Genomic DNA, 17331 nt, shown 5'->3' with positions numbered 1-17331 from the left:
GGGGGCTTTTTATCCATTATAGATAATTATAAAAGCGCTTTCAATTATTGGCTGACCCAGGAAGTCATTCGGATAGAAAGTTTCTCTATCAGCAGTGCACCGCTCGTCCATTTGTTTGCAGCAAGGCTTCGTGTACCGCCTCAGAGAGTGTCGGATGTGCCGCAATAAACTGCTCTAATGTATCAGCTGTCAGCTCTGTATGCATCATCACCGCCGCTTGTCCAATCAGTTCTGTTGCATTCGGCCCGATGATGGATACACCTAAAATTTCTTGATATTGCGGTTCGACAATAACCTTTACTTGACCAGCTGGCTGATTTAAAATTAATGCTTTTCCATTTGCAGAAAATGCGAATTTCCCTATTCGAATCTCCCCATATTGTTTTCTAGCACTCTCTTCATTTAAACCGACACTAGCGATTTCTGGAGACGTGTAGATGCACCTTGGAATCACGTGTTCATTGACCTTTACATCTTCACCTGATGCATGTGATGCCGCAATCGTTCCTTCATGAAAAGCAGCATGAGCAAGCTGAACGCCGCCTGTCACATCACCGCACGCATAGATATGCGGGAGATTGGTTTGCATATGCTCATTCACGCAGATGCCGTTCCTGTCAAATTCAATGCCGATCTGCTCAAGATTCAGCTCTCCCAGCCTCGGCTTTCTGCCAATGGCGACTAAACAATGATCAGACTGGATATCACAGCGCTCCCCATGATCCTTCTCAATGACCACTTTTTTTGAAATTGCATCAAGCTGTTTGACTGCGGTTGATGTCAAAATCTCCACACCTGCTTTTTGAAGCTGATCGTGAAGACATTTAGCCGTATCGTGATCTTCTTCAGGTAAAATGTGTGCTGCCTGTTCCACCATGACAACCTTTGACCCCATTCTGCTAAAGATGCTTGCAAACTCACAGCCGATCACCCCTCCACCAATGATACAAAGCGAATCTGGTATTGAAGGGAGCGTCATCGCATCCTTACTATCAATGATCCACTCTCTGTCAAATGGGGCGAAAGGTAAAGCAGCAGGTTCTGATCCTGAAGCAATAATGATTTGTTTTGCCTGAATGATGTCAGATTTCCCTTCACTTTCTATCAATAGCTCATGTGCTGAAAGAAATGATGCCTTCCCATTTAACACGCTGATTTTGTTTTTATTCATCAAATAACGAACGCCATCAGTCAGCTGCTTGACGACTGACCGCTTCCGCCTTTGAACGGCATCCCAATGAATGACAGGCTCCTTCCCTGGAAGCTCAATTCCAAAATGTCCAGCTGATTTCACATGCTCGTACATATCAGCGCTTTGCAAAAGTGCTTTCGTTGGAATACAGCCTTCATTCAGGCAGGTACCTCCTAACAGGCCTTGGTCGATTAGTACAACCTCTCTGTCAAAACGGGCGGCTGTTATTGCCGCCACATATCCTGCTGGCCCGCCTCCTATAATGACTAGCGTCATGGTCATTTCACCTTCTTCCTATAAAAGAATGGATATTGGATTTTCTAAATACGCTTTAACAGTTGATAAAAATTGTGATGCCGGAGCCCCGTCCAGCACGCGATGGTCAAATGTCAGACTGAGTGGCAGGATCGTCCCTTTACATAATTCATTCCCATGATATACAGGCATGTGATCCGCTTTGCCAACGCCAAGAATACCTGCTTCCGGCGGATTCAAAATCGGTGTAAAATGTTCCACACCATAGGCGCCTAGGTTAGTGATTGTAAAGGTAGAGCCTTCAATTTCATCGTGGAGAAGTCTGCCTTCACGTGCTTTTTTGCCATACGATTTGATGCTCTTCGCCAGCTCAATAAGTGAAAGTTTTTCCGCGTGCTGAATAACAGGCACTGCCAGACCGTGATCTAAAGCAGCAGCGATTCCAAGATGAACATACTCAAAAGTTTCGACTCTATCATTCTGATATTGACTGTTCATTGCAGGATGCTCTAGCAGGGAAAGAACCACTGCTTTGGCTACAAAATCGGTCATAGTTAATTTTATATCGTGTCGTGCTGCGGCTGTTTCGTTCAACTCAGACTGTAATGCTGTCAGCTTTGTCACATCCGCTTTCATCGTTATTGTTAATTGTGCGCTTGTTTGCAGGCTTTCCATCATTCGCGAAGCAATGGTTTTCCGCATCATACTGACTGGCTGATGCTTTGGTTCATTTTGTTGGTTTTCTTTTTCATCAGGAAGTGCCCGAAGCACATCCGCTTTCGTGATTCTCCCATCTGGTCCTGTTCCCACTAAAGTATGAATGTCCAGATTAGCGCTTTGAGCAATCTTACGTGCCACAGGGGAGATTTTCTTTCTCTCTTTCTTTTGTTTTGGCGGCAGGTCTTTTTCTTTCTTTTCCTCGACCTGTTCATTTCCTTCACCGATATAGCAGATGACCGTGCCAGGCGGTACACCTTCTCCCTCAGGCACTTTTATATCCAATATGGTTCCTTCTGCAGGTGATTCGATCTCCATTTCAATTTTTTCAGAGTTGATGCTTGCAATGCTTTCCCCTTTATTTACGGTTTCTCCGACCTCTTTATTCCAGACAGATACCGTTCCTTCTTTCATTGACATGCCCAATTTCGGCATCACAACCTCGACAGCCATCTCCCTCTCTCCTTTCTTTAGTTCAAGATCTTGTCATGACTCTTTCCAACCATCTCTAATACGGTGTTCACAACCTTATCAGGTGTCGGCAAATAGATATCTTCAAGCGGTGGTGAAAACGGAACCGGTGTATGAGGAGCCGTCACTTTTTTGATTGGAGCGTCAAGTAAATCGAATCCTTTATCCGCCACCAGAGAAGAAATATCTGCGGCAATTCCGCACCTTGGGTTTGCTTCATCTACAATGACAAGCCGATTTGTTTTTTCTACTGAAGTTAGAATGGCCTCTTCATCGAGCGGTGACAAGCTTCTTGGATCAATCACCTCTGCTTCAATTCCTTGGGCAGCTAATTGCTCTGCCGCTTCGAGTGCGGTATGAACTTGTTTGCCTACTGCAAAAATGGTCACATCTGAGCCTTCTCTTTTCACATCTGCTTTGCCAAGCGGCAGCGTGTAGTATCGCTCTGGAACATCTCCTGTGATATTGTAAAGCGTTTTGTCTTCAAAAAAGATGACAGGGTCCTGATCCTCGATGGCTGCCAGCAGCAATCCTTTGGCATCGTATGGTGAGGAAGGCACCACTACTTTCAATCCTGGGATGCTTGTAAATAGCGCATACAAGCTTTGCGAATGCTGAGCAGCTGCTCTAAAACCCGCCCCATGTGTCGTTCTGATCGTGATCGGTACCTCTGCTTTTCCGCCAAACATATATCGGAATTTTGCTCCTTGATTCAGCACTTGATCCAGACAGGTGCCGATAAAATCATTAAACATGAGTTCTGCAATTGGTCTTAGCCCTGTGGAAGCTGCTGCCATGGCCGCACCTACATAGCCAGCTTCACTAATCGGTGTGTCAAGAACTCGCTCACGTCCAAACTCCTGAACGATTCCTTTCGTTACACCAAGCACACCGCCCCATGCTTCATCATCCTGTAAGTGATCGACATGAGCACCTCCAGCAACATCTTCCCCCATTAAAATGACATCCTCGTCTCTTCTCATGGCAAGTTTAATCGCTTCATTTAATGCACTAGACATGCTGATTTCTCTTGTCATTTTCCTCTCCCCCTTTGATTTATTGATACGAAACATACACGTCGGTCAATAATTCGGCCTGATCTGGATATTCACTTTCTTCACTGAATGTAACGGCTTCATCTATCGCTTCTGCTACAGCCGCTTCAATATTTGATAGCTCCCCATTCGTCAGCAGCTGCTGCTTGAACAATTCATTTTTAAAAAGAGCGATCGCATCTCTCTCTTCTTGGTGTTCTGCTTTTTCTTGATTGGTTTTGTAACGCTGGGCGTCTCCTTCGAAATGGCCATAATTTCGATATGTCATGCATTCAATTAATGTCGGACCTTCTCCATTTTTTGCTCGTTCAATTGCTTGCTCTGCAGCTTGATAAACGGCCATCACATCTTTTCCATCTACTTGAATCCCAGGAATGTCATAACCGGCCGCTCGATCTACGATTGATTTGCAGCTTGAAGCATAAGAAAATGGTGTCGCTTCCCCGTACCCATTGTTTTCTGCGATGAAAATGACAGGCAGTTTCCAGATGGCCGCGAGATTGATTCCTTCGTGGAAAGTCCCTTGATTGTTTGCACCATCCCCAAAAAAGCAAACGCTTACATTTTCTGTCTTTTTATATTTAGCTGTGAGGGCTGCCCCGCACGCAAGAGGAAAGCCCCCTCCAACAATTCCGTTGGCACCAAGCATTCCTTTATCAAAATCTGCAATGTGCATGGATCCGCCTTTGCCTTTACAGAGACCTGTTGCTTTCCCATAGATTTCTGCCATCATTCCTTTTAGATCACAGCCCTTCGCTATACAGTGGCCGTGGCCCCGGTGTGTACTTGTAATACTGTCTTTTTCATTCAGATGAGCACAGACTCCTACGGCAACAGCTTCTTCGCCAGCATAAAGATGGACAAACCCCGGCAAAATTCCTTTTGTAAAAAGCGTGTGCACCCGGTCTTCAAATTGGCGGATTTCCTGCATTTTTTGATACATCCATACGGCTTTTTCTTTAGTCAATGCCATTTCCATTTGGTAAAACCTCCTATCTTTTTTGCTTGCACTTCTATACAAGCAAAAATCGTGCCAACATGACGACGCATGAACACTTAGGATTTGACCGAATCACACCGATGAAAAAAGAGACAAAAAGAGACGCATGTCTCATTTTGTCTCCATATGTCCACACATCTATTGGAACAAAAAAAGCATCCCCATAGAGGAATGCTTTTCACAATGAATTGGTTGTGCGCAGCCACTTTAATTTCCCTTTGCAGACGCCGCATACATAACGAGAGGTATCAAACCGTCTTTTCCTTATAAAGGACCGGCCGCATCCTGTGCAAATATATTCATGGCGTTTCTCCGCACGGCGCTTATTTTGTACGGTCTTTAGCGGTGTACAAAAACGCGGGGCTCCTACTTGTTTTAATAAGGATTTAAAATCACGGTCGCGATGCTGATAGCCCTTTCCCTCAAGGTGCAGATGATAATGACACAGCTCATGCTTGATGATCCCGATTAATTCTTCTCGTCCATGCTCCTCTAGGTATCGGCGGTTCAGTTCGATGTTGTGTGTACCAAGTAAATATCGTCCGCCTGTCGTTTTTAGACGGTCATTAAAAATAGCCTGATGGCGGAATGCCTTGCCAAAGAACTGCTGGGAAATGTGCTCTGTTAACTGCTGTAACTCTCTCTCGTTCAATCAAGATCGTTCCTTTCTATAAAAACCTCGAACGGGACAATTTCCCCTATGCATACATTGAAGGTACATCCACTGTTTCGATCAAAGGAGGAATGGGCGATGCCCAACTGGCTGAAAAATCAGATGCAGAAGGCATTTTATGAGAAAAATCATTATCAAATCAAATTGCTGAATCAATGCTGGTACTTTTATAGAAAAAAACATTCAGTCACATCAAGGCACACCCCATCCTAAGGTGCGCCTCGTTTTTTTGTTACTCTGGTTTCAGCATGGAGAGGGCAACGCGGCCTTTTGCCTGGTCAACGGAGTCCACCCATACGGTCACAATGTCACCAACTGATACAACGTCAAGCGGATGCTTCACAAAACGATTGCTTAGCTTGGAAATATGCACAAGCCCATCCTGCTTTACACCAATATCAATGAATGCACCGAAGTCCACAACGTTTCTCACCGTTCCTTGCAGCTCCATTCCTTGCTTCAAGTCTTCCAATTTCAACACATCTGTTTTGAGCAGCGGTTTTGGCACTTCATCCCGCGGATCACGCTCAGGTCTTGTCAGCTGATCAATGATATCTTGAAGTGTAATTGTCCCAATGTCCAGCTGCTGGGCTGCTTCGTCCAGTTTCACTTCAGCAATTTTCTCTTTTAACTGCTCTGTGCCAAGATCGTCTGGCGTCATGTTGATCATGCGTAAAAACTGTTTTGTTTCTTTATAGCTCTCAGGGTGAATACCTGTACGATCAAGCGGGTCTTGTCCGTCTGTAATGCGAAGGAAACCGATACACTGCTCATATGTTTTAGCACCGAGCCTTGGGATATCTTTCAATTCTTTTCTGCTTGTGAATCTCCCAATCTCTTCGCGGCGCTTGATGATATTCCCTGCGACGGCTTTTGAAAGGCCTGATACATATTGCAGCAGCGCCTGTGAAGCTGTATTGACGTTCACACCGACTTGGTTGACGACTGTTTCGACCACAAAGGTTAACGAGCTGTTTAATTGCTTCTGGCTGACATCATGCTGGTATTGGCCCACACCGACAGACTTCGGATCAATTTTCACGAGCTCTGCTAAAGGATCTTGTAATCTTCTAGCGATTGAGATGGCGCTTCGTTCTTCGACTTGCAAATCTGGAAACTCTTCTCGCGCAAGTGCAGATGCGGAGTAAACACTTGCTCCAGCTTCATTCACGATCAAATAAGACACCGGCTGATCCAGTTCTTGAATCAAGTCTGCAATGAATTGTTCTGTCTCTCTTGAGGCTGTTCCGTTTCCAATCGCAATCACTTCAATGTTTGATGATTGAATGATCTCTTTGACTTTTTGTTTCGCTTCCGCTTTTTTCTGCACGGGCGGATGCGGGTAAATGACGCCAATATGATGGACTTTGCCTGTATCATCCACGACAGCTAATTTACAGCCTGTCCGAAATGCGGGGTCGACTCCAAGTACACGCTTCCCTTTCATCGGCGGCTGAAGCAGCAGTTTTCTTAAGTTTTCAGCAAAAATATGAATCGCTTGTTCCTCTGCTTTTTCTGTCAGCTCTTTTCGTATTTCTCGCTCGATGGAAGGCTGAATGAGGCGTTTATACGCATCATCGATTGCCGCTTCAATAAACGGTCTCGCCGTCGTCTGTTTGCCTTTTAGAACTTGTTTGTCGAGATAGAAGCGAATATTTTCAGCAGGTGGTTCGATGGCTGCCTTTAAAATGCCCTCTTTCTCCCCGCGGTTGACCGCTAGTACACGGTGCGGGACAATCTTTTTGATTGGCTCTTGATAATCGTAATACATTTCATAGACGTTTTTCTCATCGCTTTCGACGTCTTTTCCTGATGTGACCAGACTGCCCTTTTGGTACGTTTCACTGCGAATCCATTTTCGCATATCAGGATCATCTGCCAGCTGTTCAGCAATGATGTGCTGCGCACCTTCAAGTGCCTCTTCTACATTTGTCACTTCTTTTTCTTCGTTAATAAAAGCAGCTGCTTTCTTCTCGATCTGATCGCTTGGCAGCGTGAGTAAATATTCCGCCAGCGGCTCCAGCCCTTTTGCTTTGGCTACATTCGCCTTTGTTTTGCGCTTTTGTTTGAATGGCCGGTATAAATCTTCGACCTCTTGCAGTTTATGAGCTTGTTCAATTTTCTGTTTTAATTCATCGGTCAGTTTGTCTTGTTCAGCAATTAAGCGAATGACTTCTTCTTTTCGGTTCGTGACATTTTGGATATATGTATAGCGCTCTGAAATGGTTTGAATTTGCACCTCATCCAGTGAGCCTGTCTGCTCTTTCCGATAACGGGCAATAAACGGGACGGTGTTGCCATCCTCTAAAAGCTTGATCACACTTTCAATTTGTTTTGTTGAAAGCTTTAATTCTGTCGCAATTTGTTTCAATAAAAAGTCAGATGTCTTCATACTTTGCATCCTCTCACTGTGTCTTCTCTTTTAGTGTATCAAAAAAACCGGCAAAACAGAAAAAAGGTCAGCTATTTTACGTGAGCTGACCAAGTACATAGGTGAGATCGTCCTTTTTGTCTTGTGTGTATGTTTCAAGCTGTTTGGCGATGTCTTCAACTGAATGTCCATGCTTTAAACACATGCGCATGTTTGGCACATTCAGTCCGTCTGAATACATAATGAATATCGATCCTTTTTCGTAGGAATAGGTGTAAGTTTTATATTTTCTAGGTTTCCCTGATAAGTATCCTGATGTCGGAAGTGGATAAATATAGTCGCCAGAAGGTGCATTCAAGATAAACCGAATATTACCAACCGAACAATAGGTAAATTGCTGCTGGGAAAAATTCACCTTTAATATGGCCACAGTGGCCCCGCGTTTATTTTTCATAGCCTGATTGCATCTGTCGATGAGGGCCGCCACATCCTCATGTCCATATTCTTCGACAATTTCGCTGACTAAAGAAGATGATTCATTGGCGTACTGGCCGCTGCCCAATCCGTCTGCTACAGCACAAATTAGTTCTTCATCATCTGCTTTAATAAAAAAACTGTCCCCGCAGCATGCTTTTCCTTCTTTATTCGATTGATAGATAATGGCATTTACATGCTCATGCTGTTCAATCTGTTTCATTACCCTAGCTCCATAGACGCATCTTCTGATAATGCATCTCGCAGTTTTTTCACTGCCTTCCGCTGAAGTCTCGATACATGCATTTGAGATATACCAAGTAAATCGCCTGTCTCTTTCTGACTCTTATTTTGCAAGTAAGTCAGATTGATAATCTCTTTTTCTCTATCCGACAGCACATGAAGCACACTCTCAAGCATCATTTTTTGATTCACACGTTCGTAGCCCTCTTCCTGTGAGCCGACAACGTCTAAAATCGTCACAGTACTTCCTTCAGAATCAGCCTCTACGCCTTGGTCAACAGACAGTGCTTGATAGCTTTTGCCCATCTCCATGGTTTCAAGTACTTCTTCTTCTGTTACATCTAGGTATTCTGCAATTTCTTGGACTTTAGGTGATTTCTGTGTCTCTGTTGTCAAATGATCAACTGCCATTTTGATTCTTGGTCCAAGCTCTTTAATCCGCCTTGGTACATGGACACTCCATGTCTTATCTCGTAAAAAGCGTTTGATTTCCCCGATGATGGTTGGAATAGCAAAGGCTTCAAATGATTTACCGACGAGCGGGTCGTATCGTTTAATAGCGCCAAGTAAACCTATCATTCCAACTTGTCTAAGGTCCTCATGAAAGCTTTTTCCTTTAGAATATTTTTTCGCCAGCATATCAACCAAGTTTGTATAGCATTCGACCAGCGTGAGCTGCGCCTGCTCGTCTTGATTGGTTTGATAGCTTTGGATGAGGCGGTCTACTTCATCTTTAGTTAGTTTCATAGTTTTGGATGGTTGTGTCATGGTCAACTCGCTCCCTGTTTAAAAACTTTGTCATCGCCACGGTAACTCCGGAGTTTGCTTGCACCTCGACTTCATCCATCAATGTTTGCATTAAGTATAAACCAAGACCTCCTTCTGCCAATTGATCCACCGTATGAGCAGATGTGTACGGTCCGAGGTCTTCCTGTTTTTGCTTAAAGTCAAAGCTACCGCCTTTGTCAGCGACAATGATTTCTAGACGATCCTCGTAGACAAGAAAGCGAACAGCCACCTCTCCATCTTCGCCGTCTTCACCTTTGTAGGCATGCTGAACTGCATTTGTACAGGCCTCACTGACGGCAATTTTTAAGTCCTCAATCTCTTCATAGGCATAGCCCATCCGGCTCGCTACGCCTGACAGAGTCAAGCGAATGATGCCTACATATTCTGGTTTTGCCGGTATTTTCATCTCGATTAGATCTACTGATTCGTTCATTGTACCCCACCCTCTGACTTTGCAGAAATGTCAATGATGTCCTTTAATCCAGTGATTTCAAACAACCTTACAAGCCGTTCTGACAAGTTCTCAAGCTTTAATGTGCCACCTGCTTTTTGAGCCGCTTTAAACAGCCCAACGAATACACCTAAACCTGTACTATCCATATACGTAACATCCTTTAGACAGATTTCAAGATGCTCTCCCGCCTCAGCTTTAGGCATGAGCGTTTCTCTTAGCTCAGGAGCGGAGTACACATCAATTTCTCCGCTGACACTGATTTTCGTTTTTTGATCTATTTGATGCTCTTTTACAGACATATTCATTATGCATTCACCTCGAAATTCTTGTTTCCTAAAGTTTTATATACCCGCATGTTCACTTTCTAAACCTTTCTTTTGAGAACAAGTAAAGTAAAGTCATCGTGCAGCTGAAAATCCTGCAGTTTGAGTAAGCTGGCGTAGATGGCATCCACCATTTCTTGAGCTGAATAGGATAGGTGCTCAGATATGAGTGTTTTGATGTCCTCCCGCTCTAAGAAACCATCCTCTGACTTGGATTCTGTGACCCCATCAGAGAATAAGATCACCATATCTCCTGCGTCCAAATGCTTCTCGTACTGTCTGTAGTCAAAGTCTGGTGCGATCCCAAGGACAAGCCCTTTTGCATCTAAATCGTAAAATGTGTTCTCTTTTTTGCAATAGAAAAAGCCCGGCTCATGACCAGCCGATGCGTATTTAAACTCATGCGTTTCTTTATTATAGCTGCCATAGAACATCGTGATAAACATACTTGGGTCTACGTTTTGCTCGACTACACGATTCAGGGTTTTCAGCACCTTTGTTGGGCCGCTCCCTGACTCTGGCAAGGAATCCATCGCATATTTAATCATCGACATACAGAGCGCGGCCGGGATTCCCTTTCCAATGACATCTGCGATCGCGATATTGATTGTATCGTGATCCGTCACGAAGTGGTAATAATCTCCACTCATCTGTTTTGCCGGTACACTAATTGCACCAATATCAAAGGTATCTCCTTCTGGAATTTTCGTTTCCAGAAGGGTTTGCTGAACATTTGCAGCAATTTCGATTTCAGATTTTATTTCTTGCTGGATGCCTCTGAGTGTTAAATGTTCTTGGTAGGCAAGTCCGTACCCAATCATGACTTCAATTAAGAAGTCTAGTGAATGAAAAACATCTTCCGGCAAATCAGGGTAAAGCTCCTGAATCACTTTTCGGTGAACACTCACTATTTCTTCAGGAGGTATTTGATGATCAATGGTTTTACGGCTAAATTTTTGAGCTTGATAAAGCGATGTTTCAGTTAAATCACTGATATAACGACTGAGCAGCTGATGGTACCGCTGCTCCATTACCTCCTTAAAATCCATGGTTTCCCTCCTAGCGAAGCCACTTAACAGCTTGTATCTCCGTTCCTTGTTCTGGTGCAGAATCTAATTTAAATTCATCCATCAGTCGTCTGACGCCCGGAAGACCTGCTCCGAGCCCGCCTGATGTTGAAAATCCGTCTTCCATTACTTTACGTATATCCATGATACCTGGCCCCTCATCGGCTGCTATGACTTTGAGTCCACGCTTTCCGCGCTCCATCACTTCATCTATACAAATCTGACCTTTACCAGCGTATAAATAAATGTTTCGAGCTAATTCTGAAATGGCCGTCGTAATTCTTGCTTGGTCAACTGTTCCAAATCCAAGTTCTTTTGCAACATTGCGCCCCAATTGTCTTGCTGCGACTATGTCCCATTCCGTCAATATTCTTACACAGGATTGGTCTTTCATATCTATTCCCCCAATTCCCGCTTCAGTGTCTCAAGCCCTTGTTCAAGATCTAGTGCTGTCTGAATTTCTTCAAGCGATATTCCAAGTTCAATCAGCGTCACAGCGACTGCCGGCTGTATTCCTGTTAATACAACTTTTGCCCCCATGAGCTTGGACATCGTGATCACATCACCTAATACCTTTGCAATAAAGGAATCAATCATGTCAACGGATGTGAGGTCAATGACAACACCGTTTGCTCCTGTTTCATGAATTTTATTCAGCAAGTCTTCTTGAAAGTGGAGAGCTGTTTGGTCATCAAGCTCCCACTGTATCGAAATCAGAAGACAGTTATATAGTTTTAAGATTGGAATCTTCGGGTGATTTCTCACTGGGTTATCCCTCCAATGAAACAATTTTTCGATTTGTCATTTCCAAAGCAGTTTGAATTCCTTTTTGAAGGGTATTCTTTGTTGTAACTTGAGATAAATCAATTCCAAGGTTCACAATGGTTTGGGCTATTTCTGGACGAATACCGACAAGCAAGCACTTCGCACCTACTAATCTCACAGCCTCTGATGCTTGAATGATATGATGCGCCACCATTGTGTCAACGACAGGTACACCCGTAATATCAATTAAGACGACTTGTGAGCGATGTTTGACGACACCGTTGAGCAGATTCTCCATAATTTTTTTGGCACGTTCTGTGTCAATTGTTCCAACAAGCGGCATGACGGTAATGTGCTCAAATACTGGGATCAGCGGGGCAGAAAGTTCCTGCAGCGCGATTTTTTGAAGGTTGACTGTTTTCTCCCATGAGATGGAATACTGGTTTAAGATCTCGTTATGAATAGGTGTGATGAATCGATCAATTTGCCAGATGAGGTCATGACTTTCTTCTGTTGTATCTTTGTCATCGTTCATTTTTTGATATAAATGTGAACGGATTTCTGTTAGACCATTTGCCAGTAACTTAAGTGATATACCCATTTGAACAATTTTTAAAGCAAAAGTTTGCACTTTTTCTTCAAAATCTTCAGCATACCCTTCTGAAAGAGATGTAATGATTAATTGAACATATTCCGAACAGATGGTTTCATACATATTGTCGTTCAGCATCATGTCCGTTTCTTTTTCTCCGAGTCGTTTCAGTATTTCCGTCCACTCTTTTTGTAATTCCTCTCGATGCTCTCTTGCAAAAGCTAACACGATATGATTCGACATGTTTTACCCCCTACGTACATAAACAGCACTTCTTTTAGTCTTCCTTCATTATAACGTTAATAAAAATTGAACACAAAAAAAAGTTGCTCCCAAGAGAGCAACCAAATCTCACCATATTAAAAATCAATAAGAGCCAAACTAACTTGTAAGGCTTCATCAACCTTCTCCATCATCTCATCATCAAGATGTGTGATTTTATCTGTCAATCTTTGTTTATCGATTGTACGAATCTGCTCCAAGAGAATGACAGAATCTCGCTCAAAGCCGTAGCGCTTTGCATCAATTTCGACGTGAGTCGGTAATTTCGCTTTTTGTATTTGGGCTGTTATGGCTGCAACGATAGCAGTCGGGCTGAAGCGATTTCCAATGTCATTTTGAATCACCAATACTGGGCGAACCCCGCCCTGCTCGGAGCCAACAACAGGAGATAAATCAGCAAAGTAAACATCACCGCGTTTAACAATCAAATGTTTAACCCCCGCTGACTAATCGCTCAACTGTATTCTCAGCCTCAAATTCTGCGTATTGTGCCTCTGAAGAGATATTCAGATTAATTTTCGCCATCTCCATGTAGCCGCGTCTCATCGATTCACGATTTTGTCGAATATTACGTTCACGAATATACGTTTTTGTCGCTCGGTAGATCAATTCATTTCTTGTTACCTTATCCTGCTCTGCTACTCGTTCGATTTCAGACATCAAAGCCTCCGGTAGTCGAATCTTCATTTCGTTTGTTGCGCTGGATTCAGACAAAAAACATACACCTCCACAAAACTTACGGATACCGTTTCGATCCATTCCAAGACTAATCATACCATTATTCAATGCGCAAGCAAAGCTGTTTTTTCATGATTTCTTATTAGAACATGAAGCGGCTGTTCACCCGTAAATCAAAGATGATAATGGAGTTCCTCTTTCACATTATACGCTTTTTTCCGAAAATCATACGGTATTTCCAAAATCTCTAAAAAAGGGAGAATGTTTACCCCTTCTTTGTAGAATAAAAAGGAACGATGTCAGTTTGACGATCGTTCCTGTGAAAGCTGCTTAGAAAAAGCTTGATCCGCCTTGAAGCAGCGGATTCCGCACATGCACCCTTTTGCCGTCCTCTATATATACTCTTGGGACGCGGTGGCCAATGGAGCAAGTGACTTCATAGTTAATGGTTTCAAGCCTTTTTGCAATTTCATCGACTGATACCATTTCTTCACCTTGTCCACCAATCAAAACGACAGGCTCCCCTGCTGAAAAATTCTCTTTCAGTTCAACCATGAATTGATCCATACATACCCTTCCAGCAATCTTCCGGCGCTTTCCGCCAACAAGTACTTCCGTGCCTGCCAGCTTCCTGATCCACCCGTCTGCATAGCCGACTGGTACCGTACCGATCCATGTATCTTGATTGGCGGTATACGTCGCCCCATAGCTGACACTCTCACCCTTTTGAATGGGCTTCACATGGGCGAGCTTTGTATGAAGAGACATGGCTTCTTCCAGCTTGAAAGGGAGTTCATCTTTGATTTCCTCTGATGGTGACAGCCCGTACATACTGATGCCGAAGCGAACCATATTAAACAACACTTCTTTAAACCTTAAACCTGCTGCACTATTGGCACAATGAACGAGCAGTTCGTCCGTATGAAGCGGCTGAAGCAGAGTTTGAAAAGTGTCGACCTGCCGCTCAAAATAGTTTTCATCCTTTTCATCTGCTGTCGCAAAGTGAGTAAATACACCTTCCAGTTGTAAATAAGCATGCTCGCTCACAAGCTTCTTTACTTCGCTGACTTCCTCCAACGTTTTCACACCTAAACGGTTCATTCCGCTGTCTATTTTCAAATGAAAACGAATGGGTTGTCCCATCTGCCCTTTCACCATAGCGTCGACTTCCCTCAGCCACTCTATGGAGTAAGCGGTCATGATCACATTGTATCGAACAGCGGTTTTGACATACTCCGGCGGTACTGCGCCGAGTACAAGAATCGGTGCTTTAATGCCTTGATTTCTTAAAGAAATGGCCTCATCTAAAAAGGCGACAGCTAACAAGTCTGCTCCTGCTTTGAGTGCAGCTCTTGCCACTTCTATATCTCCATGTCCATATGCATTGGCTTTCACAACAGCCATCAATTGAACATTTTGACCGATATGATCTTTCATATGTGAAACATTGTGCTTGATTGCGGTTAAATTAATTTCTGCCCAAGTGTCTCTATAAAAGGCATTTGTGTCCATCAGTCACACTTCCCTATTGAATGATTCAATCCCTTCATATGATACTAAAAATCAAGAATAATGTGAAACAAATCAAAGAAAATCAGCCCTTGCACAGGGCTGATGCTCCATTTATCAAGGCTTTCTGCCTGAGAATCTCATTTATTTAGCTGACTGGCCTTCTACACTCTTTGCGACCATCAAAAGCTCTTCTTTCGATAGATCACTTGAGGAAATTAAGTAGTCAACTCCGTCAGATGTCCATGAGAGGGATTGATCTGTCAGAACCCCTACTGTCATACCAAGATCGACTGGCTCGCCGTTCATCGTGACAGGCGTAGATGCTTCAGCTACTCGCGCTTTTTCCTGAATGAGTGTGAAGGATTTCTTGCCGCCGTACGTAATCACATAACGCTTCCCAGCATCTGTCGTCATTTCTTTCTCTTCCATCTTCTTCACGCCTTCTGGCATATCAACTGGTGTTTTCACCGCAAAGCTGTCAGATGGGTCTGCACTTGTGGCAACATCCATTTGAGAGAGTGTCATGTTTTTCTTCTCATCAAATGCATCTTTGTCAAAGGATTTATTGAATTCAAAGTGAGAGAATTCCACTTTCACCATTGGCTTTTTGTCGCTATCCAGCACTTTCACACTGGCAGGCGCCATTGTTTTCTTATGAAAGGTAATCTCTTGGGTAGGCAGCATTTGGTTGTGCTGATAATTGGTCTTCGTTTCGAACACATACTTTGACTCTTTCGCTTTGAACTGAGCTGCGCTGTCATTTTTAATATCCTTCACAAGTGATTCGAATAAATAGACCTGACTGCTATTATTCGGCCAATCACTATGGAAACGGAAGCTCTTGTTCAATGAAGGTGTCAGCACAAACACACCATTGCCATTTCTTAAAATGACTTGACTCTGATCCTTTTTCGGATTTTCTAAATAGACACGGTAAAGCTCCGGCTTTTTGTACCAAATTTCTACCTGGTACTCCTGCGGGTCATTTCCTGTCTCAATGGTCATTTTTGCTTTGGCTTTGTATGATGTCATTTCCTCTGCCTTTTTGTTTAAATCTCCAACGATATCTTGCTGAGATTTTTGACCGCATGCGGAGAGAATCAGTACAAAAAGGATTCCCGTTACAAGCAAAACAAAGCTTTTTCTCACCCTTTTCAACCCCTTCGTTAATTGTGTTAAAAGGAAGAAACCGCTTGTTTGACTTTAACAGTACGCCTCAAGAGTTAACTGCGTACCGCGAACCATCAAAGCCTGTTAGCAACTCGCCCTTCCTTATCGCACTACCCAATATATGAAGGGGGGACAAACAATATGCAGACTAGCTTGACAACCTTTCAATTAAAACTTGTGCAGCAGCATATTCCTTTGTATGGGTAATGGACACATGAACCTGATCTCCCTCCGCTTTCTTGCTTTTGATAAAGGGTTTTCCCTTATCGTCTTTTTGAATGTCTATGTCATGAAAGCTTAAATGCTGACCGATTCCTGTTCCGTATGCTTTAGCGAAAGCTTCTTTTGCCGCAAAGCGCCCTGCCAAAAATTCCAGCTGTCTTTTTTCACTCAGTGTACGAAAGACGTCCTGTTCACTTAAAGTCAAAATGCGTTCCGGTAAACGAGGCTGTCTGCTGAGTACTCGCGAAAGACGGTCGATCTCTACAATATCAATGCCTATTCCTTTAATCATGAGGTACCTCCTATGATACTCGTACTAATTTAAGTGTTCGCTTCATAAACGTGTTACTATAAACTTACCATTATCTAGTCAAAAGGGGTTTGTTATGTTTATTCGAACGGAGAGCTTTCAACAATTTATTAGATCGTATCCAATCGTAACAGCGATCCTTGCTTTACAAATTGGCCTGTGGCTTATATTTGCGGTTCCTATCCCTATTATACAGCTTGGACAGGATCATCTCGTCGGTTTCAATTATGGTGTAGCGGCTGGGGAATGGTGGCGGCTCGTTACACCTATTTTTCTTCACGGAAGTCTCACGCATATTTTATTTAATTCCATGTCCCTTTTCTTATTCGCCCCAGCGCTTGAACATTTGCTTGGGAAGGTTCGATTTCTGATCATTTATCTTGGTGCAGGATTCATTGGCAATCTCGGAACCTATTGGGTGGAGCCTTTAGAGTATGTACATGTTGGCGCTTCTGGTGCGATCTTCGGTTTGTTTGGGGTTTATCTATACCTTGTCCTGTTTAAACCGCACATGATGGACCGGGGGAATTCACAAGTGATTTTAACGATTCTTGCTGTTTCTGTCATCATGACGTTCGTCAATTCAAACATCAATATCATGGCTCACTTATTTGGATTGATCGGCGGTATGCTTCTAGCACCGATTACGCTGCTTTTCCATTCGAAAAAAAGACGCTATTAATCTCATAAAAAATGTCGATCACTCCTCAAGCAGG

The 17331-nt window shown here is 43.4% G+C and carries 21 protein-coding genes; 2 read left to right on the top strand and 19 right to left on the bottom strand.

The window, feature by feature from the left end:
* Window positions 1-88: 88 nt before the first annotated feature.
* From lpdA to ASE42_RS17180, 5 genes are all read right to left on the bottom strand, one after another.
* Entirely contained in the window at window positions 89-1468 is a 1380-nt protein-coding gene (lpdA, locus tag ASE42_RS17200) for a dihydrolipoyl dehydrogenase (protein WP_056768423.1), read from the bottom strand.
* A gap of 18 nt (window positions 1469-1486) precedes the next feature.
* Window positions 1487-2617 (bottom strand): dihydrolipoamide acetyltransferase family protein, encoded by a 1131-nt coding sequence (locus ASE42_RS17195; RefSeq protein ID WP_056768362.1) that lies wholly within the window; start codon window positions 2615-2617, stop codon window positions 1487-1489.
* 17 nt (window positions 2618-2634) lie between these two features.
* Complete coding sequence (locus ASE42_RS17190; RefSeq protein ID WP_008346887.1) at window positions 2635-3672, bottom strand: alpha-ketoacid dehydrogenase subunit beta; 1038 nt, start codon at window positions 3670-3672, stop codon at window positions 2635-2637.
* Between the two features lie 19 nt (window positions 3673-3691).
* Window positions 3692-4669 carry a thiamine pyrophosphate-dependent dehydrogenase E1 component subunit alpha gene (locus ASE42_RS17185; protein ID WP_056768361.1) on the bottom strand — a complete coding sequence of 326 codons (978 nt, stop codon included), beginning with the start codon at window positions 4667-4669 and terminating at the stop codon, window positions 3692-3694.
* Window positions 4670-4868: 199 nt separating this feature from the next.
* A complete protein-coding gene (locus ASE42_RS17180; RefSeq protein ID WP_056768360.1) occupies window positions 4869-5342 on the bottom strand; it encodes a SprT family protein in 474 nt (157 codons plus the stop codon).
* 99 nt (window positions 5343-5441) lie between these two features.
* Here ASE42_RS17180 and cmpA point away from each other — a divergent pair, with 99 nt between their 5' ends.
* On the top strand, window positions 5442-5576 hold the full coding sequence (gene cmpA / locus ASE42_RS18965; protein WP_008346893.1) for a cortex morphogenetic protein CmpA: 135 nt from the start codon (window positions 5442-5444) through the stop codon (window positions 5574-5576).
* 19 nt (window positions 5577-5595) lie between these two features.
* On the opposite strand, the gene ASE42_RS17175 is transcribed toward cmpA, so the two are convergent.
* The 14 genes from ASE42_RS17175 to acpS form a co-directional block, all read right to left on the bottom strand.
* Window positions 5596-7755 carry a Tex family protein gene (locus ASE42_RS17175; protein ID WP_056768359.1) on the bottom strand — a complete coding sequence of 720 codons (2160 nt, stop codon included), beginning with the start codon at window positions 7753-7755 and terminating at the stop codon, window positions 5596-5598.
* A gap of 76 nt (window positions 7756-7831) precedes the next feature.
* On the bottom strand, window positions 7832-8431 hold the full coding sequence (locus tag ASE42_RS17170; protein WP_024427379.1) for a PP2C family serine/threonine-protein phosphatase: 600 nt from the start codon (window positions 8429-8431) through the stop codon (window positions 7832-7834).
* Window positions 8431-9219 (bottom strand): RNA polymerase sigma factor SigB, encoded by a 789-nt coding sequence (gene sigB, locus ASE42_RS17165; RefSeq protein ID WP_024427378.1) that lies wholly within the window; start codon window positions 9217-9219, stop codon window positions 8431-8433. Before sigB ends, ASE42_RS17170 begins: the two co-directional genes overlap by 1 nt.
* Window positions 9185-9673, bottom strand: coding sequence for an anti-sigma B factor RsbW (gene rsbW, locus ASE42_RS17160; RefSeq protein WP_024425393.1), 489 nt, complete (start codon window positions 9671-9673; stop codon window positions 9185-9187). Before rsbW ends, sigB begins: the two co-directional genes overlap by 35 nt.
* On the bottom strand, window positions 9670-9999 hold the full coding sequence (locus ASE42_RS17155) for an anti-sigma factor antagonist (protein ID WP_024425392.1): 330 nt from the start codon (window positions 9997-9999) through the stop codon (window positions 9670-9672). The genes rsbW and ASE42_RS17155 overlap by 4 nt, the downstream gene beginning before the upstream one ends.
* A 59-nt stretch (window positions 10000-10058) precedes the next feature.
* Entirely contained in the window at window positions 10059-11066 is a 1008-nt protein-coding gene (locus ASE42_RS17150) for a PP2C family protein-serine/threonine phosphatase (protein ID WP_056768356.1), read from the bottom strand.
* Window positions 11067-11076: 10 nt separating this feature from the next.
* A complete protein-coding gene (locus ASE42_RS17145; protein ID WP_024425390.1) occupies window positions 11077-11478 on the bottom strand; it encodes an anti-sigma regulatory factor in 402 nt (133 codons plus the stop codon).
* Between the two features lie 2 nt (window positions 11479-11480).
* Window positions 11481-11849 (bottom strand): RsbT antagonist protein RsbS, encoded by a 369-nt coding sequence (gene rsbS, locus ASE42_RS17140; protein ID WP_003214235.1) that lies wholly within the window; start codon window positions 11847-11849, stop codon window positions 11481-11483.
* Window positions 11850-11853: 4 nt separating this feature from the next.
* On the bottom strand, window positions 11854-12684 hold the full coding sequence (locus ASE42_RS17135) for an RsbT co-antagonist protein RsbRA (protein ID WP_034622604.1): 831 nt from the start codon (window positions 12682-12684) through the stop codon (window positions 11854-11856).
* Between the two features lie 116 nt (window positions 12685-12800).
* On the bottom strand, window positions 12801-13151 hold the full coding sequence (gene ndoA, locus ASE42_RS17130) for a type II toxin-antitoxin system endoribonuclease NdoA (protein WP_024425388.1): 351 nt from the start codon (window positions 13149-13151) through the stop codon (window positions 12801-12803).
* Between the two features lie 4 nt (window positions 13152-13155).
* On the bottom strand, window positions 13156-13437 hold the full coding sequence (locus ASE42_RS17125; protein WP_003214273.1) for a hypothetical protein: 282 nt from the start codon (window positions 13435-13437) through the stop codon (window positions 13156-13158).
* 294 nt (window positions 13438-13731) lie between these two features.
* Window positions 13732-14913 carry an alanine racemase gene (gene alr, locus ASE42_RS17120; RefSeq protein WP_056768353.1) on the bottom strand — a complete coding sequence of 394 codons (1182 nt, stop codon included), beginning with the start codon at window positions 14911-14913 and terminating at the stop codon, window positions 13732-13734.
* Window positions 14914-15054: 141 nt separating this feature from the next.
* Window positions 15055-16071, bottom strand: a complete 1017-nt coding sequence (locus ASE42_RS17115) for an outer membrane lipoprotein-sorting protein (protein ID WP_087975235.1) — start codon at window positions 16069-16071, stop codon at window positions 15055-15057.
* A gap of 160 nt (window positions 16072-16231) precedes the next feature.
* Window positions 16232-16597 carry a holo-ACP synthase gene (acpS, locus tag ASE42_RS17110; RefSeq protein ID WP_041089202.1) on the bottom strand — a complete coding sequence of 122 codons (366 nt, stop codon included), beginning with the start codon at window positions 16595-16597 and terminating at the stop codon, window positions 16232-16234.
* Window positions 16598-16691: 94 nt separating this feature from the next.
* On the opposite strand from acpS, the gene ASE42_RS17105 reads away from it, so the two are divergent.
* Window positions 16692-17297: a rhomboid family intramembrane serine protease gene (locus tag ASE42_RS17105; RefSeq protein WP_024425384.1), complete on the top strand. Its 606-nt coding sequence runs from the start codon at window positions 16692-16694 to the stop codon at window positions 17295-17297.
* Window positions 17298-17331 lie beyond the last annotated feature (34 nt).

It is taken from the genome of Bacillus sp. Root920 (genome assembly GCF_001429445.1).
GTDB lineage: Bacteria > Bacillota > Bacilli > Bacillales > Bacillaceae > Bacillus > Bacillus safensis.
The sequence above is the reverse complement of the archived record's forward strand: the minus strand, read 5'-3'. Positions and strand labels throughout refer to the sequence as shown.

What these genes read in the sequence shown, in the direction of transcription:
- acpS (WP_041089202.1), bottom strand. Translation starts at nt 16,597, where the DNA reads ATGATTAAAGGAATAGGCATTGATATTGTAGAGATCGACCGTCTTTCG.
- alr (WP_056768353.1), bottom strand. Translation starts at nt 14,913, where the DNA reads ATGGACACAAATGCCTTTTATAGAGACACTTGGGCAGAAATTAATTTA.
- ASE42_RS17105 (WP_024425384.1), top strand. Translation starts at nt 16,692, where the DNA reads ATGTTTATTCGAACGGAGAGCTTTCAACAATTTATTAGATCGTATCCA.
- ASE42_RS17185 (WP_056768361.1), bottom strand. Translation starts at nt 4,669, where the DNA reads ATGGAAATGGCATTGACTAAAGAAAAAGCCGTATGGATGTATCAAAAA.
- rsbW (WP_024425393.1), bottom strand. Translation starts at nt 9,673, where the DNA reads ATGAACGAATCAGTAGATCTAATCGAGATGAAAATACCGGCAAAACCA.
- ASE42_RS17135 (WP_034622604.1), bottom strand. Translation starts at nt 12,684, where the DNA reads ATGTCGAATCATATCGTGTTAGCTTTTGCAAGAGAGCATCGAGAGGAA.
- ASE42_RS17195 (WP_056768362.1), bottom strand. Translation starts at nt 2,617, where the DNA reads ATGGCTGTCGAGGTTGTGATGCCGAAATTGGGCATGTCAATGAAAGAA.
- lpdA (WP_056768423.1), bottom strand. Translation starts at nt 1,468, where the DNA reads ATGACGCTAGTCATTATAGGAGGCGGGCCAGCAGGATATGTGGCGGCA.
- ASE42_RS17190 (WP_008346887.1), bottom strand. Translation starts at nt 3,672, where the DNA reads ATGACAAGAGAAATCAGCATGTCTAGTGCATTAAATGAAGCGATTAAA.
- cmpA (WP_008346893.1), top strand. Translation starts at nt 5,442, where the DNA reads ATGCCCAACTGGCTGAAAAATCAGATGCAGAAGGCATTTTATGAGAAA.
- ASE42_RS17155 (WP_024425392.1), bottom strand. Translation starts at nt 9,999, where the DNA reads ATGAATATGTCTGTAAAAGAGCATCAAATAGATCAAAAAACGAAAATC.
- ASE42_RS17170 (WP_024427379.1), bottom strand. Translation starts at nt 8,431, where the DNA reads ATGAAACAGATTGAACAGCATGAGCATGTAAATGCCATTATCTATCAA.
- ASE42_RS17150 (WP_056768356.1), bottom strand. Translation starts at nt 11,066, where the DNA reads ATGGATTTTAAGGAGGTAATGGAGCAGCGGTACCATCAGCTGCTCAGT.
- ASE42_RS17175 (WP_056768359.1), bottom strand. Translation starts at nt 7,755, where the DNA reads ATGAAGACATCTGACTTTTTATTGAAACAAATTGCGACAGAATTAAAG.
- sigB (WP_024427378.1), bottom strand. Translation starts at nt 9,219, where the DNA reads ATGACACAACCATCCAAAACTATGAAACTAACTAAAGATGAAGTAGAC.
- ASE42_RS17145 (WP_024425390.1), bottom strand. Translation starts at nt 11,478, where the DNA reads ATGAAAGACCAATCCTGTGTAAGAATATTGACGGAATGGGACATAGTC.